Origin of the sequence: Bradyrhizobium sp. cf659 (genome assembly GCF_900113725.1) — a bacterium.
GTDB lineage: Bacteria > Pseudomonadota > Alphaproteobacteria > Rhizobiales > Xanthobacteraceae > Bradyrhizobium.
Map to the genome: position 1 here is coordinate 227,505 of NZ_FOQJ01000005.1, position 19,763 is coordinate 247,267.

At 65.2% G+C, this 19,763-nt stretch carries 21 protein-coding genes; 9 read left to right on the plus strand and 12 right to left on the minus strand.

What is annotated here, in order from left to right:
• The first annotated feature begins 125 nt into the window (after positions 1-125).
• Together BM118_RS23110 and BM118_RS23115 are read left to right on the plus strand one after the other, a co-directional pair.
• Complete coding sequence (locus BM118_RS23110; RefSeq protein WP_177234593.1) at positions 126-827, plus strand: FecR family protein; 702 nt, start codon at positions 126-128, stop codon at positions 825-827.
• A gap of 2 nt (positions 828-829) precedes the next feature.
• Positions 830-1,942 carry a hypothetical protein gene (locus BM118_RS23115; protein WP_177234594.1) on the plus strand — a complete coding sequence of 371 codons (1,113 nt, stop codon included), beginning with the start codon at positions 830-832 and terminating at the stop codon, positions 1,940-1,942.
• Between the two features lie 180 nt (positions 1,943-2,122).
• Here BM118_RS23115 and BM118_RS23120 read toward each other — a convergent pair whose 3' ends face one another.
• From BM118_RS23120 to BM118_RS23130, 3 genes are all read right to left on the minus strand, one after another.
• A complete protein-coding gene (locus BM118_RS23120; protein WP_092187791.1) occupies positions 2,123-2,611 on the minus strand; it encodes a VOC family protein in 489 nt (162 codons plus the stop codon).
• A gap of 43 nt (positions 2,612-2,654) precedes the next feature.
• The gene (locus tag BM118_RS23125) at positions 2,655-3,083 is read right to left on the minus strand and encodes a VOC family protein (protein ID WP_092187792.1); all 429 of its coding nucleotides are present in this window, start codon (positions 3,081-3,083) and stop codon (positions 2,655-2,657) included.
• A 132-nt stretch (positions 3,084-3,215) separates the two neighbouring features.
• The gene (locus BM118_RS23130) at positions 3,216-3,728 is read right to left on the minus strand and encodes a cupin domain-containing protein (protein WP_011085194.1); all 513 of its coding nucleotides are present in this window, start codon (positions 3,726-3,728) and stop codon (positions 3,216-3,218) included.
• A gap of 127 nt (positions 3,729-3,855) precedes the next feature.
• Here BM118_RS23130 and BM118_RS23135 point away from each other — a divergent pair, with 127 nt between their 5' ends.
• Positions 3,856-4,074, plus strand: a complete 219-nt coding sequence (locus tag BM118_RS23135; RefSeq protein ID WP_092187793.1) for a CsbD family protein — start codon at positions 3,856-3,858, stop codon at positions 4,072-4,074.
• Positions 4,075-4,244: 170 nt separating this feature from the next.
• Here BM118_RS23135 and BM118_RS23140 read toward each other — a convergent pair whose 3' ends face one another.
• On the minus strand, positions 4,245-4,709 hold the full coding sequence (locus BM118_RS23140; RefSeq protein ID WP_011085192.1) for an FKBP-type peptidyl-prolyl cis-trans isomerase: 465 nt from the start codon (positions 4,707-4,709) through the stop codon (positions 4,245-4,247).
• 85 nt (positions 4,710-4,794) lie between these two features.
• The gene (gene ggt, locus BM118_RS23145) at positions 4,795-6,381 is read right to left on the minus strand and encodes a gamma-glutamyltransferase (protein ID WP_092187794.1); all 1,587 of its coding nucleotides are present in this window, start codon (positions 6,379-6,381) and stop codon (positions 4,795-4,797) included.
• A gap of 210 nt (positions 6,382-6,591) precedes the next feature.
• Here ggt and trhO point away from each other — a divergent pair, with 210 nt between their 5' ends.
• The gene (gene trhO / locus BM118_RS23150) at positions 6,592-7,359 is read left to right on the plus strand and encodes an oxygen-dependent tRNA uridine(34) hydroxylase TrhO (RefSeq protein WP_092187795.1); all 768 of its coding nucleotides are present in this window, start codon (positions 6,592-6,594) and stop codon (positions 7,357-7,359) included.
• On the plus strand, positions 7,349-7,567 hold the full coding sequence (locus BM118_RS23155; RefSeq protein ID WP_092187796.1) for a SlyX family protein: 219 nt from the start codon (positions 7,349-7,351) through the stop codon (positions 7,565-7,567). The genes trhO and BM118_RS23155 overlap by 11 nt, the downstream gene beginning before the upstream one ends.
• Before the next feature lie 23 nt (positions 7,568-7,590).
• On the opposite strand, the gene BM118_RS23160 is transcribed toward BM118_RS23155, so the two are convergent.
• Complete coding sequence (locus tag BM118_RS23160) at positions 7,591-9,495, minus strand: sensor domain-containing diguanylate cyclase (RefSeq protein ID WP_092187797.1); 1,905 nt, start codon at positions 9,493-9,495, stop codon at positions 7,591-7,593.
• Positions 9,496-9,668: 173 nt separating this feature from the next.
• On the minus strand, positions 9,669-9,884 hold the full coding sequence (locus BM118_RS23165; protein ID WP_177234596.1) for a hypothetical protein: 216 nt from the start codon (positions 9,882-9,884) through the stop codon (positions 9,669-9,671).
• A gap of 106 nt (positions 9,885-9,990) precedes the next feature.
• Between BM118_RS23165 and hemE the strand changes: the two genes are divergently transcribed.
• Positions 9,991-11,025, plus strand: coding sequence for a uroporphyrinogen decarboxylase (gene hemE / locus BM118_RS23170; RefSeq protein WP_092187799.1), 1,035 nt, complete (start codon positions 9,991-9,993; stop codon positions 11,023-11,025).
• Positions 11,026-11,382: 357 nt separating this feature from the next.
• On the opposite strand, the gene hemC is transcribed toward hemE, so the two are convergent.
• From hemC to BM118_RS23190, 3 genes are all read right to left on the minus strand, one after another.
• The gene (gene hemC, locus BM118_RS23180; RefSeq protein ID WP_092187801.1) at positions 11,383-12,363 is read right to left on the minus strand and encodes a hydroxymethylbilane synthase; all 981 of its coding nucleotides are present in this window, start codon (positions 12,361-12,363) and stop codon (positions 11,383-11,385) included.
• Between the two features lie 99 nt (positions 12,364-12,462).
• A complete protein-coding gene (locus tag BM118_RS23185) occupies positions 12,463-14,088 on the minus strand; it encodes a GMC family oxidoreductase (protein WP_092187802.1) in 1,626 nt (541 codons plus the stop codon).
• 266 nt (positions 14,089-14,354) lie between these two features.
• Positions 14,355-14,945, minus strand: a complete 591-nt coding sequence (locus tag BM118_RS23190) for a TetR/AcrR family transcriptional regulator (protein WP_092187803.1) — start codon at positions 14,943-14,945, stop codon at positions 14,355-14,357.
• Positions 14,946-15,045: 100 nt separating this feature from the next.
• Here BM118_RS23190 and BM118_RS23195 point away from each other — a divergent pair, with 100 nt between their 5' ends.
• The 3 genes from BM118_RS23195 (at position 15,046) to BM118_RS41590 (ending at position 18,056) form a co-directional block, all read left to right on the plus strand.
• Positions 15,046-15,411 (plus strand): nuclear transport factor 2 family protein, encoded by a 366-nt coding sequence (locus BM118_RS23195; protein ID WP_092187804.1) that lies wholly within the window; start codon positions 15,046-15,048, stop codon positions 15,409-15,411.
• Positions 15,412-15,743: 332 nt separating this feature from the next.
• Entirely contained in the window at positions 15,744-17,705 is a 1,962-nt protein-coding gene (locus BM118_RS23200) for a putative bifunctional diguanylate cyclase/phosphodiesterase (protein ID WP_092187805.1), read from the plus strand.
• Between the two features lie 201 nt (positions 17,706-17,906).
• Positions 17,907-18,056 carry a hypothetical protein gene (locus BM118_RS41590; protein ID WP_177234597.1) on the plus strand — a complete coding sequence of 50 codons (150 nt, stop codon included), beginning with the start codon at positions 17,907-17,909 and terminating at the stop codon, positions 18,054-18,056.
• A gap of 6 nt (positions 18,057-18,062) precedes the next feature.
• Here the strand turns inward: BM118_RS41590 and BM118_RS23205 are convergent, their stop codons facing one another.
• Positions 18,063-18,506, minus strand: coding sequence for a DoxX family protein (locus BM118_RS23205; protein WP_177234598.1), 444 nt, complete (start codon positions 18,504-18,506; stop codon positions 18,063-18,065).
• A gap of 267 nt (positions 18,507-18,773) precedes the next feature.
• On the minus strand, positions 18,774-19,754 hold the full coding sequence (locus BM118_RS23210; protein WP_092187806.1) for a PDR/VanB family oxidoreductase: 981 nt from the start codon (positions 19,752-19,754) through the stop codon (positions 18,774-18,776).
• Between the last annotated feature and the right edge of the window lie 9 nt (positions 19,755-19,763).

Below are 19,763 nucleotides of genomic sequence, written 5' to 3' on the forward strand. Positions count from 1 at the left end.
ATTGAACGCATTCCGCCGCAACTGTCACTAAGCATAACGCACGACCCGCGCCGCTTGTGATAATTCCGCCACATCGCAAGCGCGCGCGATCCGGTACGATCAGGGACACATCGATCGGTTGCGAAATGAATTTGCGTTTCTGGCTTTTCCCCGTTCTGTTGTCGGCCGTCGTGTGCGCGGCACCTTGCGCGCAGGCGCAGACCCGCGTCGGTGAAGCCGTCGTGATCCAGAACGAGGTGGTGCGCGTCGCCGCGACCACCACGCCGATCAACGTCGGCGACAGCATGCTGCGCGACGAGACCGTGCGCACCGGCGCCGACGGCGCGGCGCGCTTCGTCATGGCCGACAGCACCAATCTGTCGCTCGGTCCCAGCGCCACGCTGAAGCTCGACCGCACCGTCTTCAACGACGAGCACAGCTATCGCGACGTCGCGATCCGCATGACCACCGGCGCATTCCGCTTCGTCACCGGACATTCCGAGAAGGCCGCCTACAAGATCACGACACCGCTCGCGACCATCGGCGTGCGCGGCACCACGCTCGACATCCTCTCGCAGCGCGGCCGCTCCGTCGTCGTGCTCCAGGACGGCGCGGCCAGCGTCTGCACGCTGAGCTTCCAGTGCGTGCAGCTGACCCAGCCCGGCGACACCGCAATCATCACCTCGACCGGCGGCAAGGTCAGCATCAGCAAGACCAACACGCCGCCCTGGACGTTTGCCGCGACCTGCGCCGCGAATGCCGGACTGTGCGCGGTCAACCAATATGCCGACGCCTCGCCGACCGTCACACCCGCCGTCAATGACGACGGCATGCTGTGCGGGCGCTGACGATGGCAACGCTCCGCATCCGCGACCTGCTTCTTGCCGCCGCGCTGATGGCGGTGGGCATCGCGACACTGACATGGGGTGTGCAGCCGGCCTCGGCCGCAACGGTAACCCTGACCAATTGCGAGACAAATTGCTCGCCGGCGTCGAGCCCGTCGCCGTCCCCATCCCCCTCGCCATATCCGTCGCCATCGCCGTATCCGTCACCGAGCCCGAGCCCGACCGGCGCGGATTCCAGCGGCAATTCAATCGGCGGCCTCGCGGACCAGCGCTTCAACCAGATGATCACCAACCGGGTGCTCGGCACGGTGCTGCTCGGCGTCAACGAGCAGGTCAATTGCAGCGACTGCGTCAGCGCGTTCGGCTCGGCCGGCTCGTTCTCGGCCGGCATCCACGGCCGCAAGGAGCTGACCAACAATCTGTCGCTGCTCGTCGGCATCGCCTACACGCAATACAGTGAGGGCGGCTACAACATCACCAGCGCGCCGATCGGCGCCTTCGCGCTGCGCTACGATTTCACCGATTGGGGCTCGTCGCGCCCGTTCTTCGACATCGGCACGATCCTGACGCCGTGGGAGAAGGCGCGCTACACGCGCAGCTACAACACCAGTCTCGGCCCGGTGAGCGTCACAGGCTCGACCAACGCCTCCAACTACGCCGTCTACGGCCGCGCCGGCTGGATGAGCCGCGTCTCGCCGCGCGACGAGGTCGCCGCCTCGATCGAGGTCTGGCAACTCTGGCAGCGCGTGTACGGCTATTCGGACAGCGCGGTGGCCTTCAATCCGTTCGACGCCACCATTGCGACCGGCACCGACCGCACCAGCCTGGTCAAGATCGGCGCCCAGTGGACGCATCTCTACGGCAGCAACATCGAGGCCAACATCAACGGCGGCTGGGTGCAGTCGTTCGCAAGCCATAGCGGCATCGTCGCCACCGTGACCGGCGACGGCTTGGTGGTGCCGACCATGGGCAACCAGGGCTGGTTCGAATATGGCGGCCGCCTCGGCTTCCGCGTGCAGAAGGGCTGGATCGTGGATTTGTTCGCGAACGGCACGCTCGGCCCGCAGCCGGTCGGCAACACCATCCATGGCGGCGTGGGGCTGCGGATCAATTACTAGCGGACGCGTGCGTCAGCAGTTCCACACTCGGTGTCATGCCCCGCCTAGTGCGCAATTGCGCACTTGGGGCGGGGCATCCAGTACGCCGCGCCCCATCGCTTCAATCACAGCCGTCACGGAATACTGGATCGCCCGCCTTCGCGGGCGATGACACCGATCGTGTGGCGAGAGCGTCCCGCACTACGCCGCCGACTTGCCCTCGAACGCGCGTCGCAGGACATCCACGTCCAGCTTCACCATCTTCATCATGGCCTGCATCGCGCGCGCGGCCGCAGCCCGGTCCGGGCTCGACAGGAATTCGAACATCACTTTCGGCACCACCTGCCAGGCCACGCCCCAGCGATCCCTGAGCCAGCCGCACTGCTCTTCCTTGCCGCCATGGGCCAGGAAAGCATTCCAGACGCTGTCGACCTGGGCCTGATCGTCGCAATGGATCATCAGCGAGAGCGCGTGGGTGTACTCCATCTTCATACCGCCGTTGAGCGCGACCAGAGGCTGTCCGGCCACCGTGAACTCGGCGACAAGCACGGAGCCTTCCTTGCCGGAGGGATTGTCCGAAGCGTTGCGCTGGACGTGCGTGATCTTCGAATTCGGCACGAGCGAGACGTAGAACTTCGCGGCTTCCTCGGCATCGCCGTTGAACCACATGCAGGGCACGAGCTTGGACATCGTGAAGGCTCCTCTTCAGCTTTTCGATCTCGTCGGGTTTCGATCAGGCGCTCGCCATGGCGGGCTGCGCGGCGAAGGCTGCCATGTCCAGCCAGTTCACACCCCACATATGGCCGTCCGGATCCTCGAAGCTGCGGCCGTACATGAAGCTGAATTCTTCCTTCGGGCTGGGATCGGCCACCCCGCCCGCGACCTCGGCCCTGCCGACGATGGCGTCGACTTCGTCGCGGCTGTCGGCGGACAGGCAGAGCAGCACCTGGTTCGAGGTCTTCGCATCCGCGATCGGCTTGGGTGTGAACTGGCGGAACTTGTCGTGGGTCAGGAGCATGGCGAAAATGCTCTCGGAGAAGACCATGCAGCTCGCCGTATCGTCGCAGAGCTGCGGGTTCCTGACCGCGCCGACCGCCTCATAAAAGGCCGTGGCGCGCTTGAGGTCGGTCACCGGCAGGTTGACGAAGATCATCTTGGGCATCGGAAGCTCCTTGGGCGGGGTTCTGCCCAAGGACGGACGGGCAGACGGCCATCCGACACGGCTTCCGGATATTTTTTTAAAGGCCCGCCCGCCGTGGTTCTGTCGCACAGAACCGGCAGGCCCGGGCCGGCCTTACTTCTTCTCGTTCGGGTCCCGGTGCACCGGATCGATCCACAGCACCGTCTCGGGCTTTTCGACCGGCTCGATGTCGAGATTGATCGCCACCGCCTCGCCGTCGCTGCGCACCAGCACGCATTCCAGCACCTCGTCGGGGCTGGCGTTGATCTCCTGGTGCGGCACGTAAGGCGGGACGAAGATGAAATCGCCCGGGCCGGCCTCGGCGGTGAATTGCAGGCTCTCGCCCCAGCGCATCCGCGCCTTGCCCTTCACCACATAGATGACGCTTTCGAGATGGCCGTGGTGATGCGCGCCGGTCTTGGCATCCGGCTTGATGCTGACGGTGCCCGCCCACAATTTCTGCGCGCCGACGCGTGCGAAGTTGATGGCGGCCGCGCGATCCATGCCAGCCGTCGACGGCACGTTCGTATCGAGCTGGTTGCCGGGAATGACGCGCACGCCGTCATGTTTCCAGCGATCGTCATGATCGTGTGCATGGTGGGAATGCGTGTGGTCATGGCCCGTCATGATCTTGCTTTCTGTTGGTTCCGTGCGCGGCAAACTAACCCAAAGGCGCGCCGGCAAGCCATACCAAAATCGGAACCCTCATAGTCAGCCGGCGTTGTCATCGCGAGCAAACTGGAAGGAGAGTTTCATGGGTAGCACGGCCGACAAGATCAAGGGCAACGCCAACGAGGCGATCGGCAAGGCCAAGCAGGGCATCGGCGAAGCCACCGGCTCCGACCGCCTGAAGGGCGAAGGCGCAGTCCAGGAGGTGAAGGGCAAGGGCCAGCAGGCGATGGGCGACGCCAAGGACGCCGCGAAGGAAGCGATCGATCGCGCCGCAGCTGCGGCAAGGCGCGCGGCAGAGTGACGCGCAGCAGACTGAAAGCAAAAAGACCGGCCGCAGGGCCGGTCTTTTTGTTTTGTCGATTTGCACCGTCATTCCGGGGCGCGAAGCGAACCCGGAATCTCGAGATTCCCCGGTGCGCAATGCGCACCTGCGGTCTGGTCCTTCGGACCATCCCGGAATGACGGTGTAGATTATTTCACCGCAAGCAATTCCACATCGAACATCAGCGTCGCGTTCGGCGGAATCACGCCGCCGGCGCCGCGCGCGCCGTAGCCGAGCTGCGGCGGAATGATCAGCGTGCGCTTGCCGCCGACCTTCATCGAGGCGACGCCCTCGTCCCAGCCGGCAATCACACGGCCCTTGCCGATCGGAAACTCGAACGGCTCCTTGCGATCGACCGAGGAGTCGAATTTCTTGCCCTTCTGGCCGTTTTCATAGAGCCAGCCGGTATAGTGCATCACGCAGATCTGGCCGGGCTGCGGCGAGGCGCCGGTGCCGACGGCGGTGTCGATGATTTGCAAGCCTGAAGCTGTGGTCATGGTCTTTCCTGCGGTCTGGGCCGAGGCCGTGGTGGAAACGAAATCGGACACGCCGGCGATCACGGTGATCGCGAGTGCCGACATGATGGCGAGGAGCACGCGCTGGAAACGCTGCATGAGACACCTTCCGTTTGAGGCGGGAGGTGTCTAGCGCAACGCGGGTACGGTTTCCAGCCGGAACGTTTGCAGCTCTGGGCCTCGCTCAGTAGCCGAGCGCGCAGCCGTCCTTGCGCGGATCGGAACCGCCGGTGAGCGTGCCCTTGTCCCAGTCGATCCAGATCGCCTGGGCGCCGCCGAGCGGTCCGACCACGCTGGTGGTCTTGTGCCCGAGCTTCTTCAGGCCTTCGACGATGTCAGCCGGCACGCTGTCCTCGAGCTGGTACTGGCCCTCGTAGTGCAGGCCGCGCGGCATGTCGATCGCCTCCTGCACGTCGCAGCCATAGTCGAGGATGTTGGTCAGGAGACGCGTCTGGCCGGTCGGCTGGTACTGGCCGCCCATCACCGCAAACGACATCGTGGAACGGCCGCCCTTGGTGAGCAGGCCCGGCATGATCGTGTGCAGCGGGCGCTTGCCGCCCTCGATGCAGTTCGGATGGCCCGGCTGGATGCGGAAACCACCGGCACGGTTCTGGAACAAGACGCCGGTCTTGTTCGAGACGATCGCCGAGCCGAAGGAATGCGCGACCGAATTGATGAACGAGCAGACGTTGCGGTCCTTGTCCACGACCGTGATGTAGATGGTCGAGGGGTTCATCGGCGGCGCGACGTTCGGCAGGTCGAGCATGCCGTCCATGCGGATCTTGCTGATGTACTCGTCGGCAAAGCCCTTTTCGAGCATCTCTGCGACGTTGATCTTCATGTGCTCGGGAGAGGCGACATGCATCTCGCGGTTCATGTAGGCGATGCGGGCGGCTTCGGCTTCGAGATGGAAGCGCTCGACGCTGAGCGGCGCGTACTTGGTCAGGTCGAAGCGCGACAGGATGTTGAGCATCAGCAGCGCGGTGACGCCCGGGCCGTTCGGCGGGCACTGCCAGACGTCGTAGCCCTTGTACATCGTGCCGATCGGCGTCGTCACCTCGGTGGTGTGCGCGGCGAAATCGTCGAGCGTGTGCAGGCCGCCGATGCCGCGCAGGGTCTCGACCATGTCTTCCGCGACCGGTCCCTTGTAGAAGGCGTCGCGGCCGTCCTTGGCGATCGCGCGCAGCGTCTTGCCGAGCTCGGCCTGGCGGATGACGTCGCCGGCCACCGGCGGCTTGCCGCCCGGCAGCAGGTAACGCACGGTGTTGGTGCCACCCTTCAGCTTCTCGAACTGGTTCTTCCAGTCGAACGCGATGCGCGGGGCGACGACGTAGCCCTCTTCGGCCGCCTTGATCGCGGGCTGGAGCAGGCGGTCGAAGCCGAACTTGCCGTGATCGCGCAGCACGGTCGCGAAGGCGTCGATGACGCCGGGGATCGAGACCGCGTGCGCCGAGGTCAGCGGCACGGACGTCATCTTGCGCTCGAGATACCAGTCGGCATTCGCCGCCTTCGGCGCCCGGCCGGAGCCGTTATAGGCGATGATCTTGCCTTCTCCGCGCGGCTGGATCAGCGCGAAGCAGTCGCCGCCGATGCCGGTCGATTGCGGCTCGATCACGCCGAGCACGGCCGAGCCGGCCACCGCCGCGTCCACCGCCGTGCCGCCCTCGCGCAACACCTCGATCGCGGCCAGCGAGGCCTGCGGATGCGAGGTCGCCACCATCGCGTTGGTGGCGTGAACCGTGGACCGGCCGGGGAAATGGAAGTTTCTCATGCGAATTCTTGCTCTCGTTAAGCTGTCTTGGGCCGTGTCCGCGCACGGCGCACCCTCTCGGAAAAACCGGGCCTACATGACACATTCCGGCCCGCCGGGGCAATGCTGGCATGCCAGGGAAATGGCTGCCATCCGCTGGGCGTATGGACCTTTTGCAAGCTCCGGCCATGCGGGTTTTCTGGGCGGCGGCCGCCTGCTAAACGAGCCACCATGGTCACCAAGGTCGCCGCCTTCTACCAATTCGCCGCCCTGCCCGATTACCGCGAGCTGCGCGAGCCGCTGCGCGCGTTCTGCGCTGGTCTGGCGCTGAAGGGTAGCGTGCTGCTGGCGCGGGAGGGCATCAACGGCACGGTTGCGGGAGCGCCGGAGGCGATCGACGCCCTTGCCCATGAGCTCGCGCGCGGCGCCCTGTTCGGCGGCCGGCTGGACAATCTCGAACTGAAATTCTCGACCGCCGAGGCGATGCCGTTCGGCCGGCTCAAGGTGCGGCTGAAGAAGGAGATCGTCACGCTCGGGGACGCGGCTGCCGATCCGACGCGCCAGGTCGGCACCTATGTCGATGCCGCCGCCTGGAACGCGCTGATCGCGGCGCCGGACACGCTGGTGCTGGACACCCGCAACGCCTTCGAGGTGGCGATGGGCACGTTCGAGGGCGCGGTCGATCCCGGAATCAAGAGCTTCGGCCAGTTCAAGGATTTTGCCGCGGAACAGCTCGATCCGGCAAAACACCGCAGGATCGCGATGTTCTGCACCGGAGGCATCCGCTGCGAGAAGGCGAGCGCGCACCTGCTCGCGCGCGGCTTTGCCGAGGTCTATCACCTCAAGGGCGGCATCCTGAAATATCTGGAGGAAGTGCCGGAGGCGCAGAGCCGCTGGCGCGGCGAATGCTTCGTGTTCGACGAGCGCGTCGCGCTCGGCCATGGTCTGCAAGAACTCGGCCTGCGGCAACGGGACAAGGACGCGACACGTGACGAATGAGATCAAGACGCTGAGCGAACGCATCGACACGCTGGAGACGCGCCTCGCCTATCAGGACGACACGATCGAGACGCTGAACCAGACCATCACCGCGCAGTGGAAGCAGATCGACGCGCTGACCCGGCAGATCGCGCAGCTCAATGAGCGGCTGCAGGAGGCCGAGACGAATGCGCCGGGACCCGCCAACGAGCGCCCGCCGCATTATTGAGCGATATTACTGCCGGATGGCCTTTACTGACCGGACGCTTTGGGCAGCAGGTTCATGACCTCGCCCGACATCATCAGGCGATCACGGCCCTTAGCCTTGGCGGCGTAGAGCGCACGGTCGGCGGCCTCGACGAGCGAAGCGAACCCTGCGGTGCGCTCGAACGCCGGCCGGCAGGTCGCGCCGCCAAGCGACACGGTCACGGATGCCGAAATCGGGCTCGAGGCGTGGACGAGGCCCGCCTGGTGAATGGCCTCGCGGATCCGCTCGCCGATCCGGGCGCAGCCGGCCGCATCGGTATTGGGGAGCAGCATGGCGAATTCCTCGCCGCCGTAGCGCGCCGCCAGATCGCCGGCGCGGTGCATCTCGGCCGCGAGGATCTTTGCGACCACGCGCAGGCAGGCATCGCCCGCCGGATGGCCGTATTCGTCGTTGTAGGCCTTGAAATGATCGACGTCGATCATGAGCAGGGCGAGGCTGGAGCGGTCGCGATAGGCACGCGCCCATTCATCGTTCAGCCGGTCGTCGAAGCAGCGGCGGTTCGCAAGCCCGGTGAGGCTGTCCTCGGTCGCGAGCGTCTCGAGCCTGGTTTCCAGCGTCTTCTGCTCGGTGATGTCGCGCGAGATCGCGACCACGCCGTCGACGTTGCCGTTGTCCTTGCGTGTCACCCGCATGGTCGATTCGAGCCAGACTTCGCCCTTCTGCCTATGCGAGTTGCGATAGGTGACGCGCACCTCGTCCTTCTCGCCGCGCTTCATGGCATCGACGAGGGCCTGGACCTGCGGCAGGTCGTCGGCATGAATGCCCGCGAGCGCGGGCGTTCCGATCAACTGGTTGGCCCGCCAGCCGACGACGCGGACCGAGGAGGGAGAGACGTAGCGCAGCCGCTCGTCGAGCCCGATGCGGGTCACCATGTCGCTGGAGCCTTCGGCGAGCAGGCGGAAATGGGCTTCCTTCTCGACCAGGGCCGCAGCCATGCGCTGGCCCCGCTGCAACTGCCGCACCAGCACCGCGCCGATGATCGCGATCAACATGACCAGCGCGAGGACATAGAGCATGCGGGAAACTGCGGCGGCGCGCCAGGGCGCCAGCAGTTCGTCCTTGTCGACGGTGGCGAGCAGGAAGAACGGATAGCGGCCAGAGCGCTTGAAGAAGCTGACGCGTTCGGCGCCGTCCAGCGGCGACTTGAAGTGATAGGCGCCGCTCGGCCGTTGCAGGCTCGGGTTGCGGAACAGCGGCTTGTCGGCGACGCTGCGTCCGACGAATTTCTCGTTGCTCGGGTAGCGCGCGACGATCAGGCCGTCGCCATGTGTCAGCGCCACGGAGCTGTTGCGGCCGATCTCGAACTGCTCGTAGAAATGCGACAGATATCCGGAGCTGATGGTCGCGAGCACCACGCCGCCAAAGCTGCCGTCCGGCTTGTTGAAGCGGCGCGACAGGGTGACGACCCATTCGCCATCGAGCAGGCTCTTCACGGGACGGCCGAGATGAGCCTCTCGTTTCGGGGAGAGCTGGTGATGGCGGAAGAACGCGTCGTCGCTGAGCGTCGAGCCGATCGTGCCGGGCGAGGTCAGCCAGTTGCCCTGGTCGTCGATGATGGCGAAGCTGTGCACGCGCTCCGTCGCCTTCTGGCGCACCGCCATGAGGTTTCTGAGCTTGGCGATCGTGGCGGGATCGGTGCCGTCCATCTCCAGCCGGCTGACGACGCCGACGACGCCGGCATCGAGCAGATCGAGGCTGTCCTCGGCATGCTGCGTCAGCGAGCGCGCAACGTTCGCCATCTCGGTCTCGGCGCCCTTGAGCACCGCGTCGCGCGCGGCCCATTCACGCCAGGCGCTGACGCCAAGGATGGTCGCGCAGGTCAGCACGACAAACGCCGCCGCGCGTAGCGGCAGGCGGCTCCATCCGGTTCGTTGGGTAGCAGCGCTCATGCGGCAGAATTCTCCGATCGTTTCGGAAACTCTGCTGCTTCTGTTATTGAACTCTGAAATGACTGCCGAAATACACCGCGATACCTGCGCTTTCCCGTAGTCCTACGGACGCAAGCATCAGCGCATCGCTAACAGGGTATTAGCGAACCTATCGGAATCCGGCTCCCCTTCCGCTAGCTGAAGATGGCCTTAACCTTGTCCCAGAGCGAGGGACTGTCGGCGTCCGCATCGGCCTTCGAGGGTGTCGGCTGGGCGGCGCTCACGGGATCGGACGCCGGGAAGCTGTCCTTGAGCCCGGTGTCGAGCTTGGCATGACGATCGGCGGCGAGCGCCTCATGCAGATCGTCGGCGTGCTTGTCGTGCGGCGCGGGATTGAATGACTCGGCCATGATCTCCTCCATTGGTTGGTCAACGCGACCCAATTGCGCTTGTTCCCCTGTTCCGCTGGAGGCCGCGGCGGTGTATCAGGAGCCGTAACCTTGCTCAGGACCATTCGTGCCCCAGTCTGCGACAAAGCCCTTCATCGACGTGCTCTCCGGCCAGCGCCAAGCCATCCCGCCGATGTGGATGATGCGCCAGGCCGGCCGCTACCTGCCGGAATATCGCGAGGTGCGGGCCAAGGCCGGCGGCTTCCTCGATCTCTGCTTCAACCCGGAACTTGCCGCCGAGGTCACGCTGCAGCCGATCCGGAGATTCGGCTTCGACGCGGCGATCATCTTCTCGGACATCCTGGTGATCCCCTACGCGCTCGGCCGCTCCGTGCGCTTCGAGGTCGGCGAAGGTCCGCGGCTCGAGCCGCTGGATGATCCCGCGAAGGTCGGAACGCTTGCCCCGCGCGCCGACTTCGGCAAGCTCGCGCCGGTGTTCGAGGCACTGAAGATCGTCCGCGGCGCGCTCGATCGCAAGACCGCGCTGATCGGCTTCTGCGGCGCGCCGTGGACGGTGGCGACCTACATGGTCGCGGGCCACGGCACGCCCGACCAGGGCCCGGCGCGGATGATGGCCTACCGGCATCCGGACGCGTTTGCGAAGATCATCGACGTGCTGGTCGACAACTCGATCGAATATCTGCTGGCGCAACTCGCAGCCGGTGCCGATGCCTTGCAGATCTTCGACACCTGGGCCGGCGTGCTGCCGCCCGCCGAGTTCGCGCGCTGGTCGGTCGAGCCGACGCGGCGCATCGTCGAGGGCGTACGCGCGAAGGTGCCGGACGCGAAGATCATCGGCTTTCCCCGCGGCGCCGGCGCGCAATTGCCTGGCTACGTCGAGGCGACCGGCGTCAACGCCGTCAGCATCGACTGGACCGCGGAACCGTCCTTCATCCGCGAGCGCGTGCAATCGCGCGTCGCGGTGCAGGGCAATCTCGATCCGCTGGTGCTCATTACCGGTGGCGCCGCGCTCGACCGCGCGGTCGACAACGTGCTGGCCAATTTCGCTGCCGGACGGCTGATCTTCAATCTCGGCCACGGCATCCAGCCGGAGACGCCGATCGCCCATGTCGAGCAGATGATCAAGCGCGTGCGGGGCTGATTTTTCCGCCTTTCAAGGGGCGGAAAGAAAAAAGTGCGAAAACAACCCCATGCACAGTAGAGAGACCACGCCCGATCAATGACTTAGCGCGCGCTGAAATCAGATGAGCCGTCATCGCACTAGACTGCGCCGAGGTTTGACTCGTCGGGCAAAACAGGAGCAGGATGGCATCATTGCCCGCTGACCCGTTTTGAGAAAGGCCAGCGTGCCAACCGGCTTTGCTGAAGCGGGTTAGACGACGGCTCCTCACCACACCCGTCATTGCGAGCGCAGCGAAGCAATCCAGAATCTTTCCGCGGTGACAGTCTGGATTGCTTCGCTGCGCTCGCAATGACGCTGGAGATGGCGGAAAGCGCGTCAGCGCGGCCGGCTACGCTCGATGATCTCGGCAGCGCCCTTCGTCAGCAGATCGAGACCCACGGCACGGCCGAGCTCACGCGGCCGGTTGGCGGGGCCTGTGCGCGAGGCTTCGATGATGGTGTTGCCGGAGAGGTCGAGCACGGACGCGGTGAGCGACATCTGACCGCCGGCGATGGTCGAGAAGCCCGCGACAGGCGAATTGCAGTGGCCGTTCAGCACCCACAGCACCTCGCGCTCGGCGTCGGCAGAGGCGTGGGCGGCGGGATCGTCGATCGACGACAGGATCTGCCGCGTCTGCCAGTCCTGCGCCGCGCATTCGACCGCGACGATGCCCTGCCCCGCCGCGGGCAGCATCTCCGCCGCAGTAAACTCGTAGGCGATGCGGCTGGCCAGACCGACACGATCGAGGCCCGAGCGCGCCATGATCAGCGCATCGGCCGGTCCCACCGCGCCGCCATCCGGCAGGCGCTGCTTTTCGCCGTTGTCGAGCTTGCGCACGCGCGTGTCGGCGGCGCCGCGGAAGTGGATGACCTCGACGTCAGGAAACAGCCGCCGCGCATAGGCCGCGCGGCGTACCGCGTTGGTGCCGATCTTGAAACCCTTGCCGCGCGACTGGCGCAGCGCCGCCAGCGTCACGCCGTCGCGCAGCACCAGCGCGTCATTGGGTGGATCGCGCGACAGCGTGGCGCCGATGACGAGGCCGGGCGTGTCCTCGTTGCCCGGCATGTCCTTCAGCGAATGCATCGCCGCCTGGAGTTCACCCGACAGCACCGCGGCGCGGATCTGCGCCACGAAGGCGCCGCCCTTGCCGCCATGCGGCAACAGCTTGCTGGTCTGGTCGAGATCGCCGGTGGTGTCGAACTTGACGATCTCGACGTCGAGATCGGGCACGGCGGCGGTCAGGCGGCGCGCGATCTCTTCCGTCTGTGCCAGCGCCATCGCGCTCTTGCGCGTGCCGATCTTGAGTCGAGTAGCCAAGTCCTGGTCCTTTCACTGCGCGGGTTTTTTTAGCATGATCTTATCGGAAAACCGGTTCCCACTTTGCGCTAACGCGGCCCTACGGGTCCGGATCATGCTCTACCGCGCATCCTCCAATATCATGTCGGAGGCCTTTTCGGCGATCATGATGATCGGCGCGTTGGTGTTCCCCGACACGAGGTCCGGCATGATCGAGCCGTCGACGACGCGAAGGCCTTCGAGCCCCCTCACCTTCAGCCGCTGATCCACCACCGCGAGCGCGTCATTGCCCATACGACAGGTCGAAGTCGGATGGTAGATGGTGCTGCCGCGCTCGCGGCAGTAATCGAGCAGCTCGGCATCCGTGGATACCTTCGCCCCGGGATCGTACTCGTTGACCACGAACGGCTTCAGCGCCGGCGCATTCAATATCTTGCGCAGGATCTTCAGACCTTCAACGTTCGTGGAGCGATCGGTCTCGGTGGACATGTAGTTGATGCGGATCTCCGGCGGCACGGTCGGATCGGCGCTCCGGATGCGCAAGGACCCGCGGCTTTCGGGACGCAGCTGGCACACCGAGGCGGTGAAGCCGGAAAAGTCGTGCAGCTTCTCGCCCATCTTGTCGGTCGAGAACGGCAGGAAGTGGACCTGGATGTCGGGCGAGGCCAGCCGCGGGCTGGTCTTGAAGAACGCGCCCGCCGTGCCCGCCGCGATCGTCAGCCAGCCCTTCCGGAACAGCGCATAGCGTGCGCCGGCGAGCGTGCGGCGGAGCGGATGATTGACGGTGTCGTTGAGCGTGATCTTCTGCGAGCAGCGCATCACGATGCGGACCTGCATGTGGTCCTGGAGATCGTGGCCGACACCCGGCGCGTCCAGCACCACGTCGATGCCGTGCTTGCGCAGCAGATCGGCAGGACCGACGCCGGAAAGCTGGAGCAGCTGCGGCGAATTGTAGGCGCCGCTCGACAGCACGATCTCCTCGCGTGCGCGGGCACGGCGCAGCTGCGCGCCTTGCCGGTATTCGACGCCGACGGCGCGGCGCCCCTCGAACAGCACGCGCTGGCCGAGCGCCTCGGTCTCGATCTTGAGATTGCCGCGCGTCTTCGCCGGGCCGAGATAGGCGACCGACGTCGAGGCGCGGCGGCCGTTGTGCGTCGTGGTCTGGAACAGGCCGACGCCTTCCTGTTTGGCGCCGTTGAAATCAGGGTTGTAGGGCAGACCGGTCTCGACCGCGGCGTCGATGAAGGCCTTCGACAGCGGATCGGTCACGATCATGTTGGAGACCGGCAACGGGCCGCCACCGCCGTGATACTGGTCGGCGCCGCGCGACTGGTTCTCGGCCTTCTTGAAATAGGGCAGCACGTCGTCATAGCCCCAGCCGGTGTTGCCGAGCTGACGCCAGCGGTCATAGTCCTCGTGCTGACCGCGAACATAGAGCAGGCCGTTGATCGAGCTCGAGCCGCCCAGCGTCTTGCCGCGCGGCTGGAACACCTGGCGCCCCTTCAGCTCGGGCTCCGGCTCGGTCTGGTACATCCAGTTGACGGTCTTTTCCTTGAACAGCTTGCCGTAGCCGAGCGGCACGTGGATCCAGATGTTGGAATCCTTCGGGCCGGCCTCGAGCAGCAGCACGCTGTGCTTGCCGTTCGCGGACAGGCGGTTGGCGAGCACGCATCCGGCGGAGCCGGCGCCGACGATGATGTAGTCGAATTCGGGATCGATTGGTGCGAGGGAGGAGTTTGCGGTCATGTCTTGCCAGTGTTCTTGTTGGTGTGGGCGTTTCCGGTGGCGTCACTTAGAGCATGCCAAATTCGATCGGCAGTGCGACATCCACCTCTCCCCGACGGGGAGAGGTCGGATTGCGTAGCAATCCGGGTGAGGGGCCGCAACGGCAAGCGAGACCATAACCCCTCACCCGGATTGCATCTTCGATGCAATCCGACCTCTCCCTACGGGAGAGGTGATCCGAGTTCGGCGTCGGCATCGCGCACACGGCTCGTCTTGCATTAGCATGATCATGCGCGCAGACGCAGCGCCTCGACCAGCGACTTGAACGCACGGGCATATTCCGCGCCCGCCCTTGCGATATCAGCGCGTCCGGCGCAGGCGACCGCGGCCTCCGTGACCGCACCGAGCAGCAGCCGCGCCAGCGGCTCGACCGGCTGGCGCGCGATCAGGCCGGCCTCCATGGCGGCTGCGATCGCGCGCGGCAGCTTGCCGCCGAAATGCCCGGCATCGATCTCGCGCCAGCGCTCCCAGCCGAGCACGGCCGGGCCGTCGCGCAGGATGATCTGGCCGGTCGGGCCCTTGGCGGTCGCAGCAAAGTAATGCTGGGTGCCCGCGACCATCGCGGCGAGCACGTCCTGCTCGGCCCGCGCGGTGCTGTCGATCTCCGCAACGAGATCGCGCGAGACCTGGTCGAACACCGCTTCGAACACCGCCTCCTTGGTCTTGAAGTGATGATAGACCGCACCCTTGGCGACGCCGGCGGCCTCCGCGATCTCGTCCATGGTGGTGGCGGCAAAGCCTTGCGTCCCGAACAGGCGGCGCGCCGCCGTCAGGATCGCCTCCGATGTCGCCGCCCGCCGCTCCGCCTGTTTTGCCATGAGTGTCGTCTAATCCAATTCGGCTGACACGACCAGTTGACTTTTCGACCACCGGTCGGTATTTACCGACTATCAGTCGGTTTTACTCGTGAGGTGTGCCATGCCGAGTCGTGAGATCGTCGAAGCCTTTGCGAAGCGGCTGGAGGATGGGGACTTCGTCGGCGCGATCGAACATTTCTACGCGCCCGACGCCGCTACTTATGAAAACAACGCCGCGCCGACCGTCGGCCGGGAAAAACTGGCAGCGAAAGAGCGCGGCGTGCTGGCCGCGACCAAGGAGGTCAAGGCCGTGCGCATCGGGCCGAGCCTGATCGAGGGCGACACTGTCGCGACGCGCTGGGTTTTCAGCTTCACCAATGCGGAAGGCGTCATCCGAACGCTGGATGAGATCGCGTGGCAGACCTGGCGAGGCGACCAACTGATCGAAGAACGGTTCTATTACGATCCGAAGCAGCTGGGGCGGTGACCACGCACCTCCACCGCTGTCATCGCCCGCGAAGGCGGGCGATCCAGTACTCCGAGACGGTGGTGGTTGAATCGACAGGCCGCGGCGTACTGGATGCCCCGCCTTCGCGGGGCATGACAGCGGAGTTTGCATTGAGAGCAACGTGCCTCAGCACCGCGCTGATAACGCCCACACCGCGCATTTGTATCGATTTGTTATCGATACTGTCGATGGAACACGCAGAAGTGGTCGCGGCGACCGTGACAGGCGGGGATAATTCATAGTTCGTCAAAGGTTTGCAGCGAATTCTCCTGATCGAGCCGGACGAACGGCCCATCCTGCTAGGCTCTAGAATGCGGACTCAACTGACCACCTATTTCGCGCGGCTGTTCGCCGGCGATCTGTCAGCGTTCGGCGGTCCCGCAACCGACGAAGCCATGGCCGGCCATATCCGCGCGGAACAGATGTCGCTGGTGCTCGGCTATTCGGTCGGCATCATGCTCGCCAATGCCTGCAACGCCGCCGTGCTCGCCATTGCGCTGTGGCATTCGCCGGACCGGATTTTCGCCCTGATCTGGGCGGTCGTCGTCGCCGGTGCCGCGATCGCGTTCGGGGTGCAGTCCCACGCCTCGCGCCGGATCACAAAACCGCAATTCGTCTCGCGCCGCGCCATGCATCGGCTGGTGCGCAATGCCTTCATCCTCGGGGCCGCCTGGGGCATCGTGCCGGTCGCCTTCTTCGCAAACGCCGCAACCGGCGGCCAGCTTGTCATCACCTGCCTTTGCTCGGGCATGCTGGCCGGCGGCGCGCTGGCTTTCGCCACCATCCCGATTGCGGCCATCGCCTTCACGACCCCCATCTTCGTCGGCATCGCCATCTGCCTCGGCCGTGACGGCGATCCGGCCTATGTGCTGATGGCCATCCTGGTGGTGGTCTACGGGTCAGTGCTGCTGCGCGCGGTGTTCGTGAATTCAATCGGGTTCGCACGGCGCGTGATCCGGCAGGTCGACGCCGAGCGCACGGTGCGGCAGGATCCGCTGACTCTCCTGCCCAACCGCTTCGCCTTCAACGAGACGCTCGATGCTGCGCTCAAACGCCTCGCCCTGTCGGGCGAAGAGTTCGCGGTGCTGCTGCTCGATCTCGATCGCTTCAAGGAGGTCAACGACAAGTTCGGCCACCCCGCCGGCGACGAATTCCTGGTCCAGGTCGCAAGCCGCCTGCAACGCTGCACCCGCGCGGCCGAGCACGTCGCACGCATCGGCGGCGACGAGTTCGCGCTGGTGATGGCCAATCTGGCGCGGCCCGAGGATGCGCTCGAGATCGCCGAGCGCTTCGTCGCGGCCTTCACCGAGCCGTTCCCGATCGAGGGCCGCCAGCTCGCGGGCGCGACCAGCGTCGGCATCGTGCTGGCGCCGCGCGACGGCAACACGGCGCTCGACATCATGAAGAACGCCGACGCGGCACTCTACCGCGCCAAGAAGGCGGGACCCGGCACGGTCTGCTTCTTCGAGGTCAGCGACGACAGGCTGTCCCGCGATCGCAAGGCGCTGCAATCGGACCTCGAGGGCGCCATCGCGCGCAACGAGCTGTTTCTCGTCTTCCAGCCGTTCCTCGACCTCGGCGAGAACCGGATCACCGGCTTCGAGGCGCTGCTGCGCTGGCAGCATCCCTCGCGAGGATTGGTGCCGCCGAGCGAATTCATCCCCATCGCCGAGGAAACCGGGTTGATCCACGCGATCGGCGAATGGGTGATCAGGCGTGCCTGCGCGACGCTGGCGGACTGGCCCGAGGACATCAGGGTCGCCGTGAATTTCTCCGCGGCGCAGTTTCACAACACCGGCATCCTCCAGAGCATCGTGCAGGCGCTGGCCGACGCGAAGGTCTCTCCCAGCCGGCTCGAGATCGAGATCACGGAATCAATGCTGCTGTCGAAATACGGATCGGCCGCGTCGATCCTGAACGCGCTGCTGCAACTCGGCGTCACCGTGGCGCTGGATGATTTCGGCACCGGGTTCTCGTCGCTGACTTACTTGCGCAAGCTGCCGTTCAGCCGCATCAAGATCGACCAGTCCTTCATCCGCGACATGCTGGTGCAGCCGGACTGTGCCGCGATCGTGAAGTCGGTGATTTCGCTGGCGCGCGACCTGCGCATCGGCGTGGTCGCCGAAGGCGTCGAGACTGCCGACCAGCTCGAATATCTGAGGCAGATCAGTTGCGACGAAATCCAGGGCTATCTGATCAGCCGGCCGGTGTCGGCTGAGCAGGTTCTGGCGCTGCTCGACACGAAAAAGCTTCGGGCGACTTACGCGGCGTAGGGCATTTACCCGCAAAGTCTCCGCAGTCATGGGATTGGTCTGCTTCCCTGACCCAAGGCTTCCCTGACCCAAGGCTGCCCGCTGTCCTGAGAGAGCTTTCCGAGGGTTTCGGCGCGCTACCTCTAAAGATGACTTGCCGTGCCGGCTCCGTTAAGCAACACTTGCCTCATTTCAGAGTAGTTATTTTTGAGGGGCATCATCATGCCTGAGATATTGGACGTCCTGCTGTGGTGTGCCGCGCTTGCGACATGGCTGATGCTTCTGTTCGCCTTCGTGAGCAAGGCCCTGAAACCGCTCTCAGACAGCGTCCGCCGCGTGATCGGGGAAGCTTTCAAGCCCAACCTGAAGTGATGTCGGCTACGATGCCCGATCGAAACTGAACCGGCCTGCCCCGGTGACGAAGATCAGCATTGCGCCTCCCATTATCGAGATGTTCTTCAGGAAATGGTTGTATTGGCCAATCTGCTGCGCGCCCGCGGGATACTCCCAGTAGCGGTGCGCAACAGCCGTTGCCGCCACGACGAACACAAACGTCAGAATTGCGCAGTAGCGCGTGCCGACGCCCAATATCAAGCCGACGGATATCAATACTTCCAGTGCGATGTTCGTCATGGTGAACAGCTCAGGTGCTGGAAGGTGCAGGGACCTGAAATAACCCACGGAGCCGCTGAAGTCGGATATTGCGCCGTACGCGCTTCCGACGAATACCCACGCAAGTAGAACGCGGCCGATCAAAATCAGCGAGTCGGCACTCCCTGTGGCGAACCCGTCGACTGCCAGCGAGACCGAATTGGATTTCATGGCAGAACCTCCACCCTTGTTGTCCAAGACCGGCTGAACACGTTTACTGCCGAGAGCAAACCTATCATGATTGGTGGACCGCACGAAGCGCTCTTACCGGCTCGTTGGCGCGGTAAAACGAAGCCCGCTTCGTCACGGAATTGGTCCGCCTGCAAATGGCCCTGCGCTGCCTCGCCAGGACGAACCGCACCCGTCTGCTCCCGAGCGTGGAGCGGATGCGCATGCCTTCAGGCTAATCGCTTTTCCGAGTACGCCTTCCAGCCCCGGTCAGATCGCGTCCGCCCGCAGCAACGTGTCCACGGTGATGGTGCCGCGGGCACGGGAGACGCAGGCGCAGATCTTCTGGTTGCCCTGTTTCTGATGGTCGCTGAAGAAGACGTCGCGATGGTCGATCTCGCCGTCGACTGCGACCACGTCGATGGCACAAAGCCCGCATTCGCCGCGCTTGCAATCGTACATCACCTCGTGCCCGCTGGCATTGAGCACGTCCAGCATCGAGCGCTCGCGGGGTATTTCGAGTTCGACACCGGAGTTTTTCAGGCGCACGCGAAAGGTCTCGGTCGGCAGCGTGCCGCTGGAGCCAAACGTCTCGTAGCGAAGATCGGCGAGCGGATGGCCGGCGCCGATCCAGGCGTGGCGCGCGGCATCCAGCATCCGCATCGGGCCGCAGAACAGCGCCAGCGCGCCTTGCGGCAATGACGCGAACAGCGCGTCGAGATCGAGCCGCCGGCTTTCGTCGCTCGCATGGACGACCAGGCGGTCGCCGAGCATCCCGGCCAGATCGTCGAGATAGGCGGCCTCGCCGCGCGAGCGCACGGCATAATGCAGCGTGACGTCGGCGCCACGTCGCGCCAGCGCCTGCGCCGCACCGAGGATCGGGGTGATGCCGATGCCGCCGGCGATCAGGCAATAGTTTTCGCGGGCCCAGTCGACCGCGAGCAGCGAGGCCGGCTGCGTGATGTCGAGCCGCGCGCCCGGTGCCAATTGCCACATATAGCGCGAACCGCCGCGGGAATCCTCGGCACGGCGCACCGCGATCCGCAGGCCACGCGAGGTGGCCTCGCCGACCAGCGAATAGGATCGCGTCTCGGGCAGACCGTCGATGGTCACGCTGACATTGATGTGGCTGCCGACCGGATACGCGGCGCCGTCAAACTGGTCCGGCAGGATCAGGAATTCGCGGATGCCGGGCGCAAGGTCGCGCGTCGAGACGAGCGTCGCCGGGGTCCAGGTTTCGATGAAGCGCATGGCACTCCC